We start from the raw sequence: 19,900 nt of genomic DNA on the forward strand, positions 1-19,900 counted from the left end.
ATATATAAAAAGCCGCTAAAGGAATATAGCTCCTTTAACGGCTAAAAATTTAATATCCTTGATCATCAATCAGCCATGATGAAGTTTTTCCGTCACGGATCAAAATCATGCTCCAGTTTTTATACTCTCCTTCATTAAATGAGCCGGAAACTTCCTCTGGATACTTTACATTAAAATTTACCTTAAACACAATGACATTCTCCAGCTTAGTGCCATTGCTTTTTCCTCTTCCATGTTTAACATAGCTTTCTCTCATCGGGTCATCAGAGTCATAATCTATTGACAGCAAAGTGCGTATTTCTTCACCGTATAAGACTACATTCGGGTGGTTATAAGATGGTGTTAAGGTCTTCAAGATAGCTTTATCATCTTTTGCTGCAATGGCACGGAAGTATTCCTCGACAACCCCACGTGCTTCACTGACTTCGGCGTCAGAAAATGCAGATTTTTTCACAGCCAGTATATCCTGAAGCAAATCTAAATTCTCACCGAGAGCAGAAATATCTCCATATTTTTCTTCGAAAGCATCCCTTGGGAATGTAAAAACGGTATTATATTTTGATTCGTCCAGGCTTCCGTGAGACGGGGAATTGCGAAATGCAAAGCTTACTTCCTCCAGGTTGCCGATCATAGAAAATGCGACTAAGGCATTGAATCTGGAATTCATCTCGATGACAGTATCAGGAGCAACTATTGGCCACTCCCCTTCATATTCGGCATCCGAAGCCGCTTCGTAATATATAGTTAGGCCGTATGGTCTGCCGCTGGTCTTCATAGACATATACTGCTGCTTGAAATAATCATCAGGAACAGGCAGGAGTGAAATAATAGCATAAACCTTACTGGCATCGCCCACATAGGGCGTTTTATGTTTTATAATCTCATTCAAATCATAACCTCCTGCAGCAGCCTTGATTTCATCGCCCCCATTGTTAAAGTCAGCATCGGGCAGGATATCCTTTCCGACCCCAGCACCTAAGTATATTGCGCTAAATATAACAACTCCCAGCAGAATTCCAGATAAAGCAATGATGAATTTCGGTTTTTCATTATATCTCATTATTGCCAGCAATCTTTCCTTCAGATTGTTTTTCTCTTCGGACATAGTTGCCTGCAATGCTCCATAAGGATATCTATGCTCCGCTACAATAGATATCAATGTGTCTCCATAGGCTTGCTTTTCTGCCGGGCTGAGATTTTTTATTACCGATTCATCACAAGCCAGTTCGCAGGAATGATTGATCTCTTTCTTAATAAAATATATTATCGGGTTAAACCAGTGAATTGATGAAGCTATCATTGCCAGCCATTTTACTGCTATGTCATGGCGTTTCAGATGTGAAATTTCATGAAGCAGAATGTTTTTAAGCTGGTTTTCATCAAAATCAATATCAGGAATTATGATACTGGGCCTTATAAGCCCTATAAGCATCGGGGTGGCAGCAAATCTGTTGCGCACAAGCCCTACACCGCTGCATCCATCCAATAATGCAGCCAGCATTTTGTTTTGTGCATCGTCAGCCGGCTTATTTGCTTTTTTTAAGTGTTTTGAAAACCTGGCATATCCGGCTATATTAGCAGCGAATACCGCGATAGCACCAAATAGCCAAATGCCAAAAATATATTTGCTAAATAGCTGGCTGATATATCTGCTATGATCAATATCGCTGTCGTAGATACCATTAGCTGCTTTTCCCCGGACAATGGCCGATGTTGATGAATCTAAATCCTTACCTGTACCAGATATTGGCAAAGCCAAGTTTTTTTGAACGTCTGCACCCAATGATGCCGTTTCTCCATAAAATACACTATTCATAATACTTCCTTCAAAGGAGAATGGGAGCACCAGTCTGAGCAGCACCACTACCCATATATAGTATTGTACAGATTTTGACAGCTTGTGCTTTATAAAGGGCTTAAAAGCAAATACCGATACAGCCAGAATGCTTCCTGATAAAGATAGGGACAGTATAAGCTTAATTGTTTCGTTCATCTCCATCACCCACCTTAAATAGAGCACGCAGCTCATCAATATCTGAATCATTCAGCTTCTTGCTTCCTAAAAGAGACGCCACAAGCTCTTTTGCACTGCCAGAGTATAAGCGGTCAATTAAGCTTTGAGTAGCATACTCATTATACTCTGCCTCACTGACCAAGGGCCTGTAATAAAACACTTCTTTTTTCCTCGCTAAAACTACACCCTTTTCACATAGCCTGCGAAGCAATGTTTTTATCGTAGAGGTTTCCCATTTGCTCGTCTTCTCAAGGGTTTTTCTAATATCCGATATAGGAAGCTCACGGCCTGCTTCCCATAATATACGCATGACTTCAGCTTCTGCATCCGTTATCCTCGACGCTAGTTTGCTCAAATTGTTTCCTCCTTCCAGGTTACTCTTGTAACCTAAATAAGAGTTTACTCTTGTAACCTCATAATGTCAATACCTTCTTTTTGGCATCGGCACTCCATTTGACGAACATGCTGCTTATTAAGGGTTCCACTGCATTGCGTCCTATTTAACTATTATGCTAAAATAATATAGGCTTGCTGTCTGGTGAAGGAAGGGATAGATGTGAATCTCAAGGAAAAAGTCAAAAATCTTACCTCAGCTCCCGGAGTATATCTTATGAAAGATTCTCTTGGCAGTATTATTTATGTCGGCAAAGCAAAGAACCTGAAAAAAAGAGTTCAATCTTATTTCCAAGAATCCAGACCCCATTCCTCAAAGGTTGAAAAGCTTATAAAAAACTTAAAGGATTTTGAATATATTGTTACAGACACTGAATTTGACGCTTTAATGCTTGAATGCAAATTAATCAGGGAGATCAAGCCAAGGTACAATAGGAAGATGAAAAGTCCGCTGTCTTATGCATATATAATTGTTAGGACAGGCTTAGAATATCCTGATATAGAAACTGCCTATGCTCGCATTAAAGATGATGGCAATTTGTATTTCGGGCCATATTCAAGCAAGAATACCGTAGATAGTGCTTTAGACGGCATAAAAGAATTCTATAAAATACTTTGCAGCCATCCTTTGAAAAAGAATACCCCATGCTTAAGCTACTCCTTAGGCCTGTGCACCGGGGTGTGCCTGGGAGGATCTGCAGCTGAACAGTATCATGATATAATCGCCAGGATCATAGCTATGCTCAATGGCACTGACTTAAGCATACTTGAAGAAATGAAGGGAAAAATGATATATGCTTCTGAGGAGCTTGATTTTGAAGCTGCAGCCAAGTATAGGAACTATATAGATGCAGTAAATTATCTCATAAACAAAGAAAAAGTTATTGAGTTCGCAGAAGAAAATAAAAATATTGCAATCATCGAGGACCTGAGCCCCAATTCCGTCAAGCTTTTCCTGATCAAGGGAGCCAAAGTGCTTTTTAGTGAAAAATACATCCGGGAAAGCTCAGATATAGAAAACCTGAGCGCGGTGATAAAAGCAAATATATTAACATATTTTCATGATGAAATATCCGCTGCATCCACGAAGGTTGCAAAAGATGAAATCGATGAAGCGCAGATAATATACGGATATCTAAAGTCCAGCGCCTGCAAGCACATTATTATCCCTCAGGAATGGCTCGAGCATGGAGGCAGTACCAATATCGACGAGGCGCTTAACAAACTGCTGCAGCGTTGATATTATCGGGGTTTCAGAGCTTAATATCACATATTATTTAGTATTGGCAATGCTTTTCATCCTATCGCCCCAGTTTGCCAGCGCTTTGAGAGCCGGAATAAGTTTCTCTCCGTCTTCAGTAAGCGAATACTCAACTCGCGGCGGTATTTCCATATATTGTTTTCGATTTATTATGCCATCGGTTTCCAATTCCTTTAATGATTGAGTCAGCATCATATTGGTAATCCCATGAATACTTCTTTTCAGCGCGTTATATCGCATAGAGCCATTTTTATTTAACGCCCAAATAATAGGCAATCTCCACTTCCCGCCTATAAGGTTCAGCGCAAATGTCAGCGGGCAATTGTCAAAGCTGTTTTTATACATTGCGTGGCCATCCATAAAATCACTCCGATACTCAGTTTTTACTTCCTTAAACAGAAAATACTGCATACTTGTTGCAATAATTGCAGCTGATATAATGATATCAAAGTTGATCGATCCAATAAATATGTTTTACACTTTTTTTAGAAAGGAAGATTAAAATGAGTATCTGTTATGAAGTCATTTCTGAGGACAATCTCATATGCATTAAGGATTTGTGCAATGACTTAATGGCTTATCAAAAATCTAAAGTATATATCCATCCTGAATTTTTTGACGATATGTGCTTTGAAACCAGAGTGATCCCTTCTGTCAAGAGTGCCAAGGCTAACTATATAGTGGCAGCGAAAGATGGCGATGAAATCGTCGGATATGCGTATAGCACTATTTCCCCGAAGGAGACCTACTCCGGCGGTTTTGCTACCTTGCAATGCGACGCCTTCTTCGACTTCGATTCCGTAAAGAATGATGATGTGGGTTGCCTTTCCCAGTTTTTCATTAGAGAAGATTATCGTAATATCGGCATTGGCAGCGTACTGTTTGAAAAGTCTATGGATTGGCTGAGCTCATTTAACTCAATAAGCGATCTGCTCATATTTGTATCGAATGGAAACGACAGCGCATTGAAATTCTATCTGGATAAAGGCTTCAAAATAAGTCATCAAATACTAAATGGCTTTATTACAGTATTGAGGAATTCTTAATTAAAGTAGCTCATTTTTCATTCAACACGTCAAGCATGATCATTGCACCAAGCCTAAAACCGTACACAAAGGATGCAAAAGCTTCCATCGAACTTGATTGGCAATGCAAATCCAAAAGCTCTTCAAGCAATTTGTAGTCACCTTCCGGAAGCTTGTTTTCCCATGCTTTCAACATTTCGTATATTTCTTTATTTATTTGCCTATATCTAGGTGCTTTAGGAACAATCAATTCAGCAGGATATATGTTACCGTTATACAATTCTTCCAAAATGGCTTTCATATTCTCCCTTCTTTCCATTTTTCAATCATTTTCCTAAAATTAGTTTAGCGATATTTCCGCTAAATGTCAATAGCGAATAATTCGCTAAAATATAATTATATTGAGGTGATTTTAATGTTTGAAAGAATTCGAAATCTGAGAGAAGATAAAGATATGACGCAAACTCAGGTGGCAAAATATCTTAATTGCAGCCAAAGAATTTACAGCAATTATGAACGAGGGGAAGTTGATATACCCACCGGAATCTTAATTAAACTGGCGGACTTGCATAATACAAGTACGGATTATCTCTTGAACAGAACAAATATAAAGGAACCATATCCAAAATATTGATCATATTACGCTAATCGTACAGATTTATATAATAGGCTAATCTTGGATTATTAGCTTTTTCCCAGGTCGATACACTCCGGATCAAGATAATATGTCATATCCTTTCTTTCAACCACGATACTGATCCTGCTTTTTAGTGCAGGATTTTCCAATGCCTTGGTTACCAGCTCCCTCGTCGGGTTCACACATACCGGATGACCAACGGCTTCGAACATTGCATAGTCACCCGTTGTATCCCCATAGCTGTAGCTTCCGGAAAGATCTATATCATATTTTTCAACTAATTCCTTCATCGCTTGCTTCTTGCTTTCGCTATCCCACATGGGAATAATAGTCCCGGAATATATTCCATTATCATCAATTTCATAGAGCGCTCCTCTGAAATCATCAAAGCCATGCTTCAGAGCCATCTCCCTGACAAGCTCAATAGGACTTCCCGATATAGTTATCAGCTTATGCCCGTTCTCTCTGTGCCACTTTATCCTATCCCTGGTATAAGTATATACCCTGTCGCCCTTCTGGTTTATTACCAACCTGGCAATAAACTCAACCTGAGATCTATGAAGCCCCTTTATAGCCTGGGTATATATCTCAGCCATCTTTAACAGATAATTATCGTAGTTGCCCTGTCTTTTATCATACTTCTGATATTCAGGCCTTACCTCGTTATACCACTTCTCATTATCGATGATTTCCGCTTTTACGAGCTTCTTAAATATCTCGGAAATCAAGCCCTCCCTATACAACGTTCCATCTATATCAAAAAAAGCTGCTGTAGTTTTCATATTATTCCCCCACCTTCCTTTAGACTTTGATATATTCTATCATAAAGCAAGGGAAATTTAAATTTTAATATTCTCTATTTAATCGGTATATAGATGTCCATGCTTAGTTTTTCATATTCCCATGGATGGCAGCGCTCATCATAAAACTCAAAATCCAATTTGGAGTCGTCAATTTCATAGCCCGAGCTTGGAAACCATTCCTGAAGAATATATTTCCACGTGCCTCTAATGGATTCTGCAAAATCCTCTTCAACCACTGCAGGAGTTGTAAAAACTGCATAAACCGTTCCCGGAACATTAAGCTTATACATTTCCTCCTCTGCATTATTAAAATCGTTAACCTCCACGCCTAAGATATATGAAAACTCATCAGTCTCTATATTGGTATTTACACAGATTCCGTATTCACCATGCCTTGGAACATCTTGAGTAGCATACAGCTTGCTCTCCTTGCCCTCAATATTGCATTTATCCCAAAAGGCCGGAATATCTCTCGAGTGGGCATTGTTTCTCAAGGTAGTCTTAAATTCATATCCAACTATTTTGAAAGCATCCCTGGTAATTATTTTAGGTTCCATTATAATTCCTCCAATCTTATTTTCTTTTAGACTTCTCAGGTTCACTTTTTTAGGAAATCCTTCAGGTGCGTGTATTCTATAAAAGTTAGGCGAATAACCGAAGCACTTTTTAAATGCCTTTGTAAAGCCGGCATGAGTTTCAAACCCGTATTTTAGGGCTATATCAACTATCTTCTCCCCGCTGCTCAAGTCAAAAAGAGCATGCACCAGCTTTCTTCTCGTCACATATTCCATTACCGGTATGCCAACGAAGCTGTGAAATACTCTGTAATAATGGAACTTGGAAAATCCTGATATATCAGCAAGCTTTTCTACAGTAATTTTATCAGTGATTTTATCCTCTATATAATCGATTGTTTTTTGAATTAAATCTATATAGTCCATCAGATACAGATTCCCCCTTTAGCCTATCGGTCATATCGTGCTGATCATATGTTACCATAGAAATCGCTGAAGTACTTTTCCTATTTTGTCAAACTTCTATTTATATGCTTTTAATCTCACAGGCCTTTTGCTATGCGTTCCGTTTTTATAAAAATAAAAGCAGATAAGCTGATTTTTATATCTCTACTTAAACCGCTATCTGCTTCATATTATTAGATATAGAATTTTATTGCTAGTTTGTTAAAATTTTATCCTTCACCAGACAACAGAGATCATGCTTAATCTGTTCATTTATGATACAGTTCTCTATGGCCTCCAGCATGTTATGGCTCTTAAATTCTTTATTTTGAAATAGTTTTTCCAGGCTTTTAAAGGCTTCGGGTACAAGGGCATCCGTGAATACCTGGCAATCCTTGATCATCCCGTCAGAAACCTCCAAATTAATTTCAAAGATACCCCAATTGAATTTATCTTCTGCGGTAATAGCAAAATCAGGGCTCTCTGTATAGTTCCATTCCCATGAGCCATACTTTTCCATATAGGCTGTGACATCGATTGCTTTCTCATTTAAAACGATTGGTTGAGCTTCTGTTTTGTAAAACTCATTAAAGCTCATTATAAGGGCATCCTTTAAGCTGTCAACAGTTATTTGCGGAGAAAGTTCCTTCAGGTTAATCACCCTGGATGATACCGAATCAATGCCCTTTGACTTAAGCTTTAAAGGGGATACAGTCAGGTATTTGGATAGCTTATCCAGATCAACATCAACGAGCAGCGTACCATGATGACAATTCATTCCGTTATCGCTGATAAAAGCATTTCCGGAGAACTTTCTTCCCTGCACCAGCAAATCATTTCTGCCGTTAAAACAGCCATGGACCCCAAAGCGCGAAACCCCGTTCAAGATAATTTCCATATTGCTCTCTACATCGTAGCTTTCATCAGGAGTAATAAAGGTAAAGTTCAAGTTCCCGCGATCATGATATACGGCACCGCCGCCTGATAGCCTTCTTACCAGATGGACGTCATCCTCTTTCAGCTTTTTAACATCACATTCTTTATAAGGATTCTGGTTTCTTCCTATGACAATGGTATTTGCATTCTGCCAAAGAAAAAGCACCATATCGTTAGTCCCGCTGCATGCCATCAACCATTCTTCGACGGAAAGATTGAACTTAGGATCAAAGGATTCTGAAATATATATTTTAAATTTCTTATGCAAAGTGAATTCCCCTGCCATCTATGCTTAATAATGCTTCATGAATGGATTCGGCTGTTGTAGGATGTGCATAAATCACATGGGCCGCTTTATCTATGGTTAAGCCTGAAGCAATGATATTACTGATTGTGCTGAGCATATCGGTGGCATGCACCCCCACTATAGTCCCTCCAATTATTTTTCTTGTTTCTTTGCCGGCAATAAGCTTCACGAACCCTTCCGTCTCTCCCATGGCCTGCGCTTTACCGTTTGCCATCAATGGAAACTTTCCGGTTATATAATCAAGCTTTTGTGAGACGGCGTCCTTTTCCGTCAATCCTACATGGCCGATCTCAGGCATCGTAAATATTGCACTCGGTATTAAATCATAGCACATCTCATCTTGTATTCCATTGATATGGTCAGCAGCTATAATACCTTGATGTGAAGCAACATGAGCCAATTGAATTTTATTTGTTATATCTCCTATGGCGTATACATTTGGATTGCTTGTTCGCATATGGGCATCCACCGAGATGCCATTGCGCTTTTCATTCAGCTCAACCTTGAGCATCTTCAGATCAAGAGATTCCAGATTTGCTTTCCTTCCAACCGCCATAGCCACTTTTTCGCTTATTAAATACTTTGTTTGTTTATTTTCATCTATCTCAACAATTTTCGTTCCATCTAATGCAGTTTTTATCGACAATGCTTTGGCGCCCTCATAGAGATTAATTCCTCTCTGGGCAGCAGATTCTCTTATTATATCTGCTGCATCCTCATCCATAGTGTTTAAAATTTGTGGGAAATACTCAACTACATTTACTTTTGCACCTAAAGCATTATAAATGAAGGCAAATTCCATCCCAATAACGCCGCCGCCAATGATTGTGACTGAAGAAGGCACTTCCGTTAATTCCAATAAATCCTGACTGGTAAGAATATCTTCGCTGCCAGCTCCTTCTATCGGAAGGATGGCCGGTTTAGAACCAGTAGCTATTATCAGTTTTCCGAATTTTATAGTGGCATCAATAGATTTATTTTTAACGGTGAGGGTTTCTGCATCTTTGACTTCTGCCTCGCCATTTATATACTCTATCTGGTGAGCCTCCATCAGATGCTCAATTCCGGATACCAATGTATCGACCACCTCATTTTTCCTTCGCATTATTCTCTCAAGAGAAGCTTTTACTCCTCCGACTTCTATGCCAAAGCTTTGAGCGTGTCTTATCTTTTCTAGAACATCGATACTGCTGACAAGAGCTTTTGTAGGGATGCACCCATAGTTGAGGCACGTTCCTCCCAGCCTGTCTTGCTCAATTATCAGCACTTTTTTACCGCCCTGGGCTGCCCTTATGGCGGCGACATAACCCCCGGGACCTCCTCCAACAATTGCTACATCTACCTCATAGCTTTTGCTTAAAGGCTTAGCAAGCCCAAAGGAGTAAGTTGTCTTTTTCAGTTCTTGCTGAATCAATTCTCCCTCTACTCTGCCAATAACCTGCCCTTTCTTGACAGTATCCCCCTCAGCAATCAATAATTCTTCCAGAGTGCCCTTATATTTTGATATATATTTGATGGTTCCCTTACCGGATTCGATGGTGAATATTACATCTCCGGAATTTAAAATATCGTCGGTTTTCTTGTTTATTTTACCTACTTTGCCGGACGTGTCATGCCCGGAAAGCTTTTCTATAATCAAATCATATTTCATTTCGATTCCTCCAAAATTCAATCAAAGCAAAAAAGGGCAAAGCCCTTTCTATTTGAAATCACCTTCAAATTCAGCTATACAATCTTTCAGCAATGTTACCGAATATGCCATAGACGGTCCCCCGCCGAAGGCTACTGCTACCATAGCTGCCTCTAAGATTTCTTCCTTTGATGCACCTGCTTCAAAAGCTTTATAGGAGTGGTATACGATGCAGTATTCACATCTGTTGTAACAGCCGATTGCTACACTCATCAATTCCTTTGTTTTTAAATCCAATGTTTTGGGCTCATATGAAGCGCCTAATAATCCCATAAAGGCGCCTACATTTTCAGGATTTGTTGCTGAAAGATTTTCCAATCCTCCCACAAATGAATTAAGCATTTCTCTTACATTATACGCCATCTTATTTCCTCCTTATTTTGTTTGCTTATGCAACGTTAAGCATAGCAACTATTTATATTAAGTATAGCAAACAGTTTGTTAAATATCAAACTTTTTTTGACAAAATAAAAACACTTGTTTCTAATAGCATCTAGTATGCCATTAGAAGCAAGTGTTTATGCGCCTTCCTACTCACTCGATCACATTTGAAAGCATTTTATTTAGAACTTTTTCATATATCATCAGCTCTTGCTCGTCAATCCCTTTCAGCAAATCATCATTGAATCGCAAACCTATAGGCATTAAATCAGAAATAAGCTGATCTCCTTTATCCGTGAGCTTAATATAAATAACCCTTCTATCAAAATCATTACGCTCTCTTTCAATCAAACCGTCCCGTTCCAGGCGATCGATCAATCTGCCTGCACTTGAATCCTTAACATTCATGAGGTTGGATAAATCTCTTTGAGAAATCCTTCCCTTAGCTTTTACATAGTAAAGTGCAATCCATTGAACACGTGTTATGCCTGTATCCTGCAGCCTTCGACCGAAGGCTTCCGAGATCTGCTTTATCGCATTCTCAGTAATATGCCCCACTCATTTATCAAGATTAAAAAACATAATTGCCTCCTTCTTCAAGCTTACACACATCTTGTACATGTCGTACAGCTTTGCTGCTCTCCGATTTTGTAAGCCTGCACGCCCGATCATCATATCTTACTTCAATGTTGTTATTCAACAGTCAAGCCTATTTTCCTCCATAAAGCTTTAAAATATTATTCTTTCAAGTCCATCACCGAATATTCTATGGCTTGCATTATCCTATAATTCGCTGCGGAAAGCTATACTCTTTTTCATCATGTTTTTTTATATTGATGCCCTCAAGGATAAAGTGCAAGTTATCTTCTTTATAAAAGCTCGGAACAGAAAAGCAGCTATGCAGCGGTAATCCGTGCAAGCCCCGAGGAATTGTTTTTTTCCTGTCATTTCCCGCAAGAAAAATGGCTGTGGGACCGCATGCACCGCCAATAATACCGATGGATGAGGCCGCATCAGGGCTGAATCTGTCTTCCGGAGGCTCCGCATATTGTATGCTGCTGTTAAACTGCAGCGAATCTCCCTGAGGCAAAGCGGGATCTATTTCATATGTGGCCTGCACGGTGTAAAGGCTGCGGCTCTTGTCTTGGTCCATCGGTATTTCAACAAACTCCGAATCCTGGAAGTACAATGTATGTGTGATCCCTGTTCCGGGATGCACAAAGCAAACCTCTCTTGTGCTTTCTTTGTCCGGTATTTCAAAATGTATATCCAGCGGTGAAAACCATTGGACAGGCCATGTGGACAGCTTTATACTTTTTACTCTGGAGAGCCGGAAAAAACGCAGCAATTTTTGCACTTTGGATCCTGCTTCAGGGTATGGCACGCAAAAGCGTTCACAAGCAAAGCAGGTCCTATCCTTTAGTATTGAGGAGTATGCTTTTCGCACCGGTATCAGTTCTTCATCCTGCCTGGCCCATGGTATGCTGACGGCACTGCTGGAAGAATAGCCGCCTTTTGCTTGTTCTCCGTTTATCCATATTTCTCTGACGGTTATAGACTGATAGGGATGCTCCTGCTTTGCACAACGCTGCTGCAATGGAGTCAGCGTTTCCTCAATTGCTTCATATTTTTCAAAAAACTCACGGAGCTTTGCTTCATCCAAAAGGGTTATGACATCGAAAACAATGCCTTTTGAAAAGCGGTATATGACAGGAATGAAGCGCCTGGCTCCCGCATGCTCAAACTTCCAGTTTACTTTCTGCTGTACTCCGCAAAGTCCTTTCCCTTTCTCATTTCCCCACGAACTGGAGTTATAATATGTTTTCATCTATATGTATCCTCCTACCCAAAACATACGCCTTGCTTTGTCTGTAAATATGCTCATATAAATTTAATGGCTTTCGGGTGTTTTCATAAAATCTTCAACCTTCACAGAATACTGGGGAACAAGCTCATCAAGGGAAGTATGCTGCCCCAGATCATCATTTATATATTCAATAGCAACCTGTAATGGATCTAAAAGCCATGGTTTATGCCCATCATCGCACTGCTTTTGTAAATCCTTATAATAATCTGCTGTCAATGCATCAGTCTTTGGTGTAGCATGGTACACAGTACCGTTTCCATCCATCCATCGCTCTACGCACCAGATCCCTGAATCTCCTTGAACAACAGGCTGGGATAAAAACAGCCGGCAGATTTCACCTGTCGATAGCGGGAATTTAACAACTATATGATTTCCGCTGTAGGTTTCATTAGGCAATAATCCAATACCCTCAAAAAATATACGAAGCGCCGCTTCCTGTCCCGAAAGCGTAGTAAAATCATTTTCCCCGCTCCAGGCACAGCCTAAGTACTTAATCTTTGAGCCTTCATAAGAAAAAACCAACATGGGCTTGCCCATACTGCTGTCTTCGGTGAGCCATCCGTCTACCTCGTTCATACCGCCCGGCAGCACGGCTTTGGTTATGTCATCAGGCTTCAAGCGGTATTCAAGGCTCCAAACTTCCACGAGTGATGAAATCAGATTGTCAAAGGATGCGATCTTTTCAAGCCTTGTTATTTTGCTGTCGATAATCTTTACATCATTCCATTCCGAACTTTCATAGGCTTCAATTTCTTGCTCGATAAAATCCTTAGCATAATCTTCCACTGTCAGTAATCTTTCTTGCGGATCAGTCATAAGCCCTATACAAATAGCTGCCACTGCAATAATTGCCACTATAATAACCCAAAACGCAGGCTTCTTATAGTTTAATATATTCTTAATGCGTCCTTTAGTATTATTTTCACCAAAAGCAAGGGGGCAACCCCTCGCTGTACGCCTGCCTGTAGATAGTGACAAAAGAGAAGCTGAGTAGCTTTTTTTAATCTCACTGCCCATTTGCTTAATAACACTTTCATCGCAGGATAGCTCCATATCCTCTTCCATTAGAAAAAAAGCAATCCAAACAAGAGGATTAAACCAGTGAATGCACAATACTAAAAATGCAAAAGGCTTAATAATATAGTCCAGCCTCTTAATATGAATCTGCTCATGCTTAATGATATATGCCCTGTCATTTTCTGAAAGGATCGGAGGAAGATAAATTTTAGGCTTTAGCACGCCAAAAACAAATGGGCTTTTAATGCCGTCCATCTCATATATATTATCATAAATCCGTTTTGCAGGCTTCAATTTGTTTCGAAGCCTTACAGCCGTGTAAGCACTGTATATAAGCAATGCTGCAATACCAAACAGCCATACCGCTTCGCCCAGAGCAATCCATACCTGCAAAGGGTTTGCACTGACACCAACTGCGGGTGCAGGCAAAGAGTTATTCGCTGCTTGATCTATTGCTGCAATACCGCTATGAATTTGCGGTGCCTGGGAGTACATAATATTATGGGGCACAGTTTGTGTGTTTATAGGCATAAGGCTAAACATGCTTTCAAAGGAAAAGGGACATATGAGCCTGAATAAAACCACAGACCAAAGCGCATATGAAAAAATCTTAGGCGCTTTTTTCAATAGCAGGCGAGCTGCAATGACAAATAGAATAACATATCCCGCCGTAATATTCATATTCAGGATTTGCAAGAACAATTTATCCACAGCTATCCCTCCTTATGTCCATCGATCAGCCTTTGCAGTTCATCAATTTCTTTGCCACTCAACCTCTTGCTTCTCGTAAATGCGGCTAAAAACTTAGGCAGCGAACCATCAAAGGTTTCCTCGACAAACTGCTTGCTTTGTTCTGCATAGAACTCATCCTTTTTTACCAAAGCTGATACCATACCGCTTTTGTTTTTAAATATTCCTTTGTTCTCAAGCCTTTTCAGCATGGTGTAGGTGGTGGACTTTTTCCAGGATAGCTCCTCATCGCACAGCTTTACCAGGTCTCCCGACGGAATAGGCTCATTAGTCCAAATGATATCCGCAAATTTTGATTCCATATCCGTAAGCTTATATTCCCTCATCATAAAAGCTCCTTTCGGTCTACATATTTTAGACTGTCATATCTTTAGTTTACATTTTGTAGACTGATTTGTCAAGAATATTAACAGCACTGAGCGAAGGAAAAACTCATAGAAAGGGTCTTTGCAGATATGAAAGAAAAGCATGGCATGCATTGGACAACCTTAACTATATGAAATTTTGAAAAAATGCCGTTCCCTCATTTCCAGGAACGGCATTTGTCTATAAACTGAGCCTTTGGAATACCGCTTCCAAAGGCTTCTATTATACTCTTCTGCATATATTATTAAAGATCGTACAGGTCGCTCTCTTCATCGATGAATTCCGCTTTCAAGCCCATTTTCCTAAAAAAATCCGTCATTGCAATGCAAGCAAATTTTTCCGTGGAGCAATGGGTTCCGCCTATGAGGTTAATTCCATATTGCTTTGCCTTCTCATGGATTTTACTGACCCACTCAGCTTTTTGCGGGTTGGTAACCCCTGTGACAAAGGTATTTACGCCTTTTCCCGCCAAATATTCATATATATCGGGATTCGAAGCTCCTCCTGCCATTATGGCAATCCTTCCGCCATCTAAAAAAGTCTCCCCGTAAGAGTACAATTTTGCTCTATGCCCAATCAGCTTCTCCAGCCTTTTCTTTACTTCATAAGCTGTGGTAAAGCTTGAATTGCATAATACACCCATAAAAACATTATCTTGAAAGTAAAATTCATCATAAGGTATTATCCCCATCGCTTTTGCAAGATTATTCCCTGGGGAATATTCTCCATTCCGATCTAAAGGAATATGGTATGAAAAGAACGATACCTTATTTTCTTTCATTTTCATAAGCAAGGATCGTGAGATTTTGCTGGTCTTATAATCAGGCGCTTTTCTCTGGGGTAATGGATGATGAGTAAACAACAGGATATTCTCTTCTTTTCTGCTTAAAATCTCGTTGATCACAGTTTCTGCTGCAAAGGTTGCTGTATATACCTTCTCAATCTCTTCAGCATTATCATATTGTATCCCGTTTTTCACCACATCCGTGCATTGATCCGGTCTAAAATATTCTTCCAATATATCATATACAGCTTTTGCTTTCATCCCAACAGCCTTCACTATCTTTCAATATTTACTTTGCTGAACTCATTAACAAATTCGGCAAAATAATTTGCCGTAGCCTCCAGCATCTCCTTGCCCCACTCCATAGTGGCGTTGGAAGGATGATCGGGTCCTACCCAGCCGTTTGCCGTCAGGTTGCGGACCGTTCTTGTTACATTTACATTGATTCCCTTGAATTCTACTGTTTTAAAGCCTGTTGCCTTCAGATTCTCAGATACATCATTGAGCACCATTGGCTCAATGGCATTCATATCAACAAAATCTGGATTGACTGCCATCACTGCTGCTGTTTCCTCAGCTCCTCCATGGCCGCCCTTCCATGCCGGATTTAAGTCCCATGCAATAAGCCACCAGTTGAAGGTTGCGGCTAATGCGCCTTTCTTGTTTAAATTGAGAGAAACTGCATCCAGTGCTCCTATATTACCGCCGTGTCCGTTTAAAAATACAAATTTCCTTACTCCGAAATTATATAGAGAATCAGTGATCTTGGTCATTATTGTGTATAACCCGTCATAGCCTATAGATATTGTACCGGGAAAATCCGCTAAAGAATCTGCATTTCCATAGGGTACAGTAGGTGCTATGGCGACATCTGTTTTGTCTTCCATAAGCTCCAGGATCTTATCGGGGACTAATGTGTCTGTTCCGAGAGCAATATGCGTACCATGGTTTTCGATGCTTCCTATTGCAATTATAACCGTATCATGAGTTTTAAAATACTCTTCTGCCTTTTTCCAAGAAATGTGCTCTAATCTCATGTCATATACTTCCTTTTATATTTATTTTAATATATTAATTTCACACCGGAACTCACCTGGTGCCAGGTGAATTCCGGTATTATTAATATTATTTTGCAGCAGTTACGTTAAAGTAGCTGTGATATCCTGCCGGCTGAACCTCAAAGCCTTGAACTTTGTTGGATGTACCAACATTTACTTTGTTGTAGAATAATGGAGCAACCGGTGACTCTTCCGATATTATGCCTTCAAGAGCTTTGTAGTTTTCAAGTCTTGCAGCACTGTCTGCAGTTATTCTGGCATTTTCAATATATTTGTCAACATCCGGATTTGCTATAAAGGATCTATTGCCAGGTGCACCGTGCTGTGATGAATGATAAATGGGATAATAAGTATAGTCGGCATCTGCTGTTGAGGTTGTCCAGCCGAAGAAGCCCATGTCATGCTTAGCTTTGTTGGTGTTTTCAATGAATGTAGCAAATTCAAGCACTACTACTTCTACATTGATGCCTATTTCTTTTAATTGGCTTTGTATTACCTGGCATATCTCAATTCTCTGCTGATTATCATTTACATAAAGCTTTGCATCGAAGCCATTGGGATAGCCTGCTTGTGTCAATAATTCCTTTGCTTTTTCTTTATTGTATTCATACTTGGCAACATCCTGGTATCCGAATGCTATCGGAGGGATGATCGAGCCTGCCACTTCACCTGCTCCGTATAAAATAGTATCAACTATTGTCTGTGAATCTATGGCATATCTGACTGCTTGCCTTACCAATTTGTTGTCAAAGGGCTTATTCTTCATATTGAACTGCAAGAACCATGCGCTTAAGGATGTTCCCTCAAGCAATTTCAAATCCGGGTTTTCGGAAACCTTTGATAAGTCGTTTGCCGAAAGATCATATGCTATGTCGACCTCGCCTGTTTCAAGTGCGATGGTTCTTTGTGCTGCTTCCGGTATAACTTTCATTATAACATATTTAGTTTTCGGAGCGCCGCCAAAGTAATCCTGGTTAGCTTCCATTTTTACATATTCGCCCGGTTTCCATTCAACAAATTTATAGGGCCCTGTTCCGATAGGATTTGTCTTTATTGATTCCGGATCCTTTTCTGTAATTGCCTTTGAAACAATTGCTGCCGATGGGTGAGTCAAATTCATCAGTGTCGGAGCATAAGGCTCTTTAGTATTAACAATAACAGTATATTTATCTGCAACTTCAACATTATCGATGAAGTTAACGATATAGGATACATAAGAAGATGCCATTGCCCTGTCTAAAGAGAATTTTACATCCTCCGCCGTTAATTCGCTTCCATCATGGAATTTAACATCTTTTCTGATATTGAACTTGTAAGAAGTATCGGATAGCATTTCCCAGCTTTCTGCCAAGCAAGGCACAACATTCATATCTTTATCTGTTGTAACAAGCGGGTTAAAAATCTGTCCATGTACGGTTACTGCCGGTGTTTCCTTACCGATATGAGGATCCAAGGATGTTACATCGGCTCCCTGAGCAAAGATTACTGTGTCTTTCAATCCGCCGTCTTGACCTTCAGCAGCTGGTGCCGGCTCGTTAGCCGGGCTTCCGCATCCAGCCAGTAAAAGCGAGATTGCAAGAATAAGTGCAAAGACTCTTTTTGTGTTTTTCATTTCAATTCCTCCTCTTTTTTTCTATAATCGGTTATGCATATGTACATAACTAATTAGCTCATTTCTTTATATCATCCAATCTGCTGCATGCTGCGAAATGCCCCGGTTCTACTTCCTTTAATGAATATTCCTGATTGAGGCATTCCGGTGCGGCATAAATGCATCTTTTTGCAAACCTGCATCCTGGTTCCGGATTGATAGGTGATGTAAGCTCTCCCTGGAGCAGGATTCTTTCCATTATATAATCAGGGTCAGGAACGGGTATGGCTGACAGTAATGCATTAGTATATGGATGCAATGGATTTCTGAAAAGCATCTTTGCAGGTGCTTTCTCCACTATTTGTCCTAAATACATAACAGCTATATTGTCCGAAATATGTCTGACAACGGATAGATCATGCGTTATGAACATATATGTCAATCCAAGGTCTTCCTGCAAATCCTGCATCAGGTTTAGAACCTGTGCCTGTATGGAGACGTCTAATGCAGAAACCGGTTCATCACATACTATGAACTTGGGGTTTAATGCCAGGGCTCTCCCTATTCCAATCCTCTGCCTTCTTCCTCCATCAAGTTCATGAGGATATGTGTTTATAAGCTTTTGTGAAAGACCGACCAGATCCATTATCTCTCTTACTTTTTTCTTGAGTCCTTCCCTGTCATTCTTCTTATATTTTCCTTGAATGATCAATGGGTCAATAATAGTTTCGCTGACTGTCATACGGGGATTTAATGAAGCAAATGGATCTTGGAATATGATCTGCATTTCTTCTCGCAGCTTTTTCATTCTTTTTTTATCATACTTTAATATATTTTCCCCCTTGAACATTACTTCACCGGAGGTAGGCTCATGCAATCTCAATATTGCACGCCCCATTGTAGACTTGCCGCAGCCTGACTCTCCTACTACGCCCAGGGTCTCACCTTCCAATATATTGAAAGATACGTCATCAACTGCATGGAGCAGGCCTTTTGGGGTTTTAAAGTATTTTTTTAAATTTTTAACCTGTAAAATCTCCGCCTTCTGTGCATTCTCTTCCATATGTTTTACCTCCGTCTATAATAGCCCCTGCGCTTCAAAACATTTTACGACGTGGCTCCCATCTACTTCTGCCATTTTGGGCGCTTCACATCGGCACTTTTCTCCTGCATATTCGCATCTTGGGTTAAATTTGCATCCTTCCGGCAAGCATGTGGGATCGGGCATCAAGCCTTTGATAGGCTTCAGCCTGTCCACATCCTCGGCCAAACTGGGTATGGACCCAAACAAGCCTTTTGTGTACGGGTGCTGAGGATTCTTGAACACTTCCCTTAAGGCTCCATATTCCACAATCTCACCTGCGTACATGATTGCAACATAATCGCAGGTCTGTGTCACCACACCTAAGTCATGGGTGATCAATATCATTGATGTATTAAGCTTATTCTTCAGCTTTTTCATCATCTCAAGCACCTGGGCTTGAATGGTTACATCCAACGCTGTAGTAGGCTCATCCGCAATCAATAAGCTCGGGTTGCATGCCAGTGCAATGGCAATGATCACTCTTTGTTTCATTCCTCCGGAAAACTGATGAGGATATTCCTCTGAGCGTTCGGCAGGAATTCCGACAAGCTCCAGCATTTCCTTTGCCTTTTGACTGGCTTCCTTGCCTTTTACCTTTTCATGTATGCTGATGACTTCGGCAATTTGTTCTTCAACTGTCATCACAGGATTTAAAGATGTCATGGGATCCTGAAATATCATTGATATTTTTTTACCTCTAACCATTCTCATCTCAGCATCAGAAAGCTTCAAAAGATCCTGCCCGTCGAATATTATTTCTCCTCCTCCGATTTTGCCCGGAGGGTTTGGTATAAGCCTCATAATACCTTTCGCCAGAGTTGTTTTCCCTGCACCGGTTTCTCCTACCAGGCCCAGAGTGGAGCCCTTATCCAGCTTCAGCGAAATACCGTTTACGGCTTCTACAACTCCATCGACGGTTTCATATCTTATAAATAAATCACGAATTTCTAAAAGTTCTGCCATTTTTCCCCCTCCAA

21 protein-coding genes are annotated in these 19,900 nt (G+C 40.2%); 3 read left to right on the forward strand and 18 right to left on the reverse strand.

Features of this window, described 5'->3' with window-relative positions; all coding sequences use genetic code 11:
• Nucleotides 1-49 precede the first annotated feature (49 nt).
• Together LJD61_RS12705 and LJD61_RS12710 are read right to left on the reverse strand one after the other, a co-directional pair.
• Entirely contained in the window at nt 50-1,993 is a 1,944-nt protein-coding gene (locus LJD61_RS12705) for a M56 family metallopeptidase (RefSeq protein ID WP_255227926.1), read from the reverse strand.
• Entirely contained in the window at nt 1,977-2,369 is a 393-nt protein-coding gene (locus LJD61_RS12710; RefSeq protein WP_255227927.1) for a BlaI/MecI/CopY family transcriptional regulator, read from the reverse strand. Before LJD61_RS12710 ends, LJD61_RS12705 begins: the two co-directional genes overlap by 17 nt.
• A 201-nt stretch (nt 2,370-2,570) precedes the next feature.
• Here LJD61_RS12710 and LJD61_RS12715 point away from each other — a divergent pair, with 201 nt between their 5' ends.
• Nucleotides 2,571-3,647, forward strand: coding sequence for a GIY-YIG nuclease family protein (locus LJD61_RS12715; RefSeq protein ID WP_255227928.1), 1,077 nt, complete (start codon nt 2,571-2,573; stop codon nt 3,645-3,647).
• A gap of 33 nt (nt 3,648-3,680) precedes the next feature.
• Here LJD61_RS12715 and LJD61_RS12720 read toward each other — a convergent pair whose 3' ends face one another.
• Complete coding sequence (locus tag LJD61_RS12720; protein ID WP_255227929.1) at nt 3,681-4,028, reverse strand: winged helix-turn-helix transcriptional regulator; 348 nt, start codon at nt 4,026-4,028, stop codon at nt 3,681-3,683.
• A 143-nt stretch (nt 4,029-4,171) separates the two neighbouring features.
• On the opposite strand from LJD61_RS12720, the gene LJD61_RS12725 reads away from it, so the two are divergent.
• Nucleotides 4,172-4,714 carry a GNAT family N-acetyltransferase gene (locus tag LJD61_RS12725; RefSeq protein ID WP_255227930.1) on the forward strand — a complete coding sequence of 181 codons (543 nt, stop codon included), beginning with the start codon at nt 4,172-4,174 and terminating at the stop codon, nt 4,712-4,714.
• 10 nt (nt 4,715-4,724) lie between these two features.
• Here the strand turns inward: LJD61_RS12725 and LJD61_RS12730 are convergent, their stop codons facing one another.
• Nucleotides 4,725-4,994 carry a DUF6809 family protein gene (locus LJD61_RS12730; RefSeq protein ID WP_255227931.1) on the reverse strand — a complete coding sequence of 90 codons (270 nt, stop codon included), beginning with the start codon at nt 4,992-4,994 and terminating at the stop codon, nt 4,725-4,727.
• A gap of 114 nt (nt 4,995-5,108) precedes the next feature.
• Here LJD61_RS12730 and LJD61_RS12735 point away from each other — a divergent pair, with 114 nt between their 5' ends.
• The gene (locus tag LJD61_RS12735) at nt 5,109-5,327 is read left to right on the forward strand and encodes a helix-turn-helix domain-containing protein (RefSeq protein ID WP_255227932.1); all 219 of its coding nucleotides are present in this window, start codon (nt 5,109-5,111) and stop codon (nt 5,325-5,327) included.
• Nucleotides 5,328-5,377: 50 nt separating this feature from the next.
• Here LJD61_RS12735 and LJD61_RS12740 read toward each other — a convergent pair whose 3' ends face one another.
• The 14 genes from LJD61_RS12740 to LJD61_RS12805 all read right to left on the reverse strand — a co-directional run bounded on the left by LJD61_RS12740 (nt 5,378) and on the right by LJD61_RS12805 (nt 19,886).
• Nucleotides 5,378-6,112 (reverse strand): HAD-IB family hydrolase, encoded by a 735-nt coding sequence (locus LJD61_RS12740; RefSeq protein WP_255227933.1) that lies wholly within the window; start codon nt 6,110-6,112, stop codon nt 5,378-5,380.
• A gap of 74 nt (nt 6,113-6,186) precedes the next feature.
• Nucleotides 6,187-7,074, reverse strand: coding sequence for an AraC family transcriptional regulator (locus tag LJD61_RS12745; protein WP_255227934.1), 888 nt, complete (start codon nt 7,072-7,074; stop codon nt 6,187-6,189).
• A 232-nt stretch (nt 7,075-7,306) separates the two neighbouring features.
• Nucleotides 7,307-8,296 carry a lipoate--protein ligase gene (locus tag LJD61_RS12750; RefSeq protein ID WP_255227935.1) on the reverse strand — a complete coding sequence of 330 codons (990 nt, stop codon included), beginning with the start codon at nt 8,294-8,296 and terminating at the stop codon, nt 7,307-7,309.
• A complete protein-coding gene (lpdA, locus tag LJD61_RS12755; protein ID WP_255227936.1) occupies nt 8,289-9,986 on the reverse strand; it encodes a dihydrolipoyl dehydrogenase in 1,698 nt (565 codons plus the stop codon). Before lpdA ends, LJD61_RS12750 begins: the two co-directional genes overlap by 8 nt.
• Before the next feature lie 48 nt (nt 9,987-10,034).
• Nucleotides 10,035-10,388 (reverse strand): carboxymuconolactone decarboxylase family protein, encoded by a 354-nt coding sequence (locus LJD61_RS12760; RefSeq protein WP_255227937.1) that lies wholly within the window; start codon nt 10,386-10,388, stop codon nt 10,035-10,037.
• A 171-nt stretch (nt 10,389-10,559) separates the two neighbouring features.
• The gene (locus tag LJD61_RS12765; protein ID WP_255227938.1) at nt 10,560-10,964 is read right to left on the reverse strand and encodes a MarR family winged helix-turn-helix transcriptional regulator; all 405 of its coding nucleotides are present in this window, start codon (nt 10,962-10,964) and stop codon (nt 10,560-10,562) included.
• 220 nt (nt 10,965-11,184) lie between these two features.
• The gene (locus tag LJD61_RS12770; protein ID WP_255227939.1) at nt 11,185-12,234 is read right to left on the reverse strand and encodes a sodium ion-translocating decarboxylase subunit beta; all 1,050 of its coding nucleotides are present in this window, start codon (nt 12,232-12,234) and stop codon (nt 11,185-11,187) included.
• A 63-nt stretch (nt 12,235-12,297) separates the two neighbouring features.
• Nucleotides 12,298-14,001: a M56 family metallopeptidase gene (locus LJD61_RS12775; protein WP_255227940.1), complete on the reverse strand. Its 1,704-nt coding sequence runs from the start codon at nt 13,999-14,001 to the stop codon at nt 12,298-12,300.
• A gap of 2 nt (nt 14,002-14,003) precedes the next feature.
• Nucleotides 14,004-14,366, reverse strand: a complete 363-nt coding sequence (locus tag LJD61_RS12780) for a BlaI/MecI/CopY family transcriptional regulator (RefSeq protein WP_255227941.1) — start codon at nt 14,364-14,366, stop codon at nt 14,004-14,006.
• Nucleotides 14,367-14,650: 284 nt separating this feature from the next.
• On the reverse strand, nt 14,651-15,451 hold the full coding sequence (locus tag LJD61_RS12785) for a Nif3-like dinuclear metal center hexameric protein (RefSeq protein ID WP_255227942.1): 801 nt from the start codon (nt 15,449-15,451) through the stop codon (nt 14,651-14,653).
• Between the two features lie 14 nt (nt 15,452-15,465).
• Complete coding sequence (locus LJD61_RS12790; RefSeq protein ID WP_255227943.1) at nt 15,466-16,227, reverse strand: creatininase family protein; 762 nt, start codon at nt 16,225-16,227, stop codon at nt 15,466-15,468.
• A gap of 88 nt (nt 16,228-16,315) precedes the next feature.
• Nucleotides 16,316-17,860: a glutathione ABC transporter substrate-binding protein gene (locus LJD61_RS12795; RefSeq protein WP_255227944.1), complete on the reverse strand. Its 1,545-nt coding sequence runs from the start codon at nt 17,858-17,860 to the stop codon at nt 16,316-16,318.
• Between the two features lie 58 nt (nt 17,861-17,918).
• Entirely contained in the window at nt 17,919-18,902 is a 984-nt protein-coding gene (locus tag LJD61_RS12800; protein WP_255227945.1) for an ABC transporter ATP-binding protein, read from the reverse strand.
• Nucleotides 18,903-18,917: 15 nt separating this feature from the next.
• Complete coding sequence (locus LJD61_RS12805) at nt 18,918-19,886, reverse strand: ABC transporter ATP-binding protein (protein ID WP_255227946.1); 969 nt, start codon at nt 19,884-19,886, stop codon at nt 18,918-18,920.
• Nucleotides 19,887-19,900: the final 14 nt, after the last annotated feature.

It is taken from the genome of Lutispora saccharofermentans (assembly GCF_024363565.1).
GTDB lineage: Bacteria > Bacillota > Clostridia > Lutisporales > Lutisporaceae > Lutispora > Lutispora saccharofermentans.

What these genes read in the sequence shown, in the direction of transcription:
- LJD61_RS12705 (WP_255227926.1), bottom strand. Translation starts at nt 1,993, where the DNA reads ATGAACGAAACAATTAAGCTTATACTGTCCCTATCTTTATCAGGAAGC.
- LJD61_RS12720 (WP_255227929.1), bottom strand. Translation starts at nt 4,028, where the DNA reads ATGGATGGCCACGCAATGTATAAAAACAGCTTTGACAATTGCCCGCTG.
- LJD61_RS12725 (WP_255227930.1), top strand. Translation starts at nt 4,172, where the DNA reads ATGAGTATCTGTTATGAAGTCATTTCTGAGGACAATCTCATATGCATT.
- LJD61_RS12730 (WP_255227931.1), bottom strand. Translation starts at nt 4,994, where the DNA reads ATGAAAGCCATTTTGGAAGAATTGTATAACGGTAACATATATCCTGCT.
- LJD61_RS12735 (WP_255227932.1), top strand. Translation starts at nt 5,109, where the DNA reads ATGTTTGAAAGAATTCGAAATCTGAGAGAAGATAAAGATATGACGCAA.
- LJD61_RS12740 (WP_255227933.1), bottom strand. Translation starts at nt 6,112, where the DNA reads ATGAAAACTACAGCAGCTTTTTTTGATATAGATGGAACGTTGTATAGG.
- LJD61_RS12745 (WP_255227934.1), bottom strand. Translation starts at nt 7,074, where the DNA reads ATGGACTATATAGATTTAATTCAAAAAACAATCGATTATATAGAGGAT.
- lpdA (WP_255227936.1), bottom strand. Translation starts at nt 9,986, where the DNA reads ATGAAATATGATTTGATTATAGAAAAGCTTTCCGGGCATGACACGTCC.
- LJD61_RS12760 (WP_255227937.1), bottom strand. Translation starts at nt 10,388, where the DNA reads ATGGCGTATAATGTAAGAGAAATGCTTAATTCATTTGTGGGAGGATTG.
- LJD61_RS12770 (WP_255227939.1), bottom strand. Translation starts at nt 12,234, where the DNA reads ATGAAAACATATTATAACTCCAGTTCGTGGGGAAATGAGAAAGGGAAA.
- LJD61_RS12780 (WP_255227941.1), bottom strand. Translation starts at nt 14,366, where the DNA reads ATGAGGGAATATAAGCTTACGGATATGGAATCAAAATTTGCGGATATC.
- LJD61_RS12785 (WP_255227942.1), bottom strand. Translation starts at nt 15,451, where the DNA reads ATGAAAGCAAAAGCTGTATATGATATATTGGAAGAATATTTTAGACCG.
- LJD61_RS12790 (WP_255227943.1), bottom strand. Translation starts at nt 16,227, where the DNA reads ATGAGATTAGAGCACATTTCTTGGAAAAAGGCAGAAGAGTATTTTAAA.
- LJD61_RS12795 (WP_255227944.1), bottom strand. Translation starts at nt 17,860, where the DNA reads ATGAAAAACACAAAAAGAGTCTTTGCACTTATTCTTGCAATCTCGCTT.
- LJD61_RS12800 (WP_255227945.1), bottom strand. Translation starts at nt 18,902, where the DNA reads ATGGAAGAGAATGCACAGAAGGCGGAGATTTTACAGGTTAAAAATTTA.
- LJD61_RS12805 (WP_255227946.1), bottom strand. Translation starts at nt 19,886, where the DNA reads ATGGCAGAACTTTTAGAAATTCGTGATTTATTTATAAGATATGAAACC.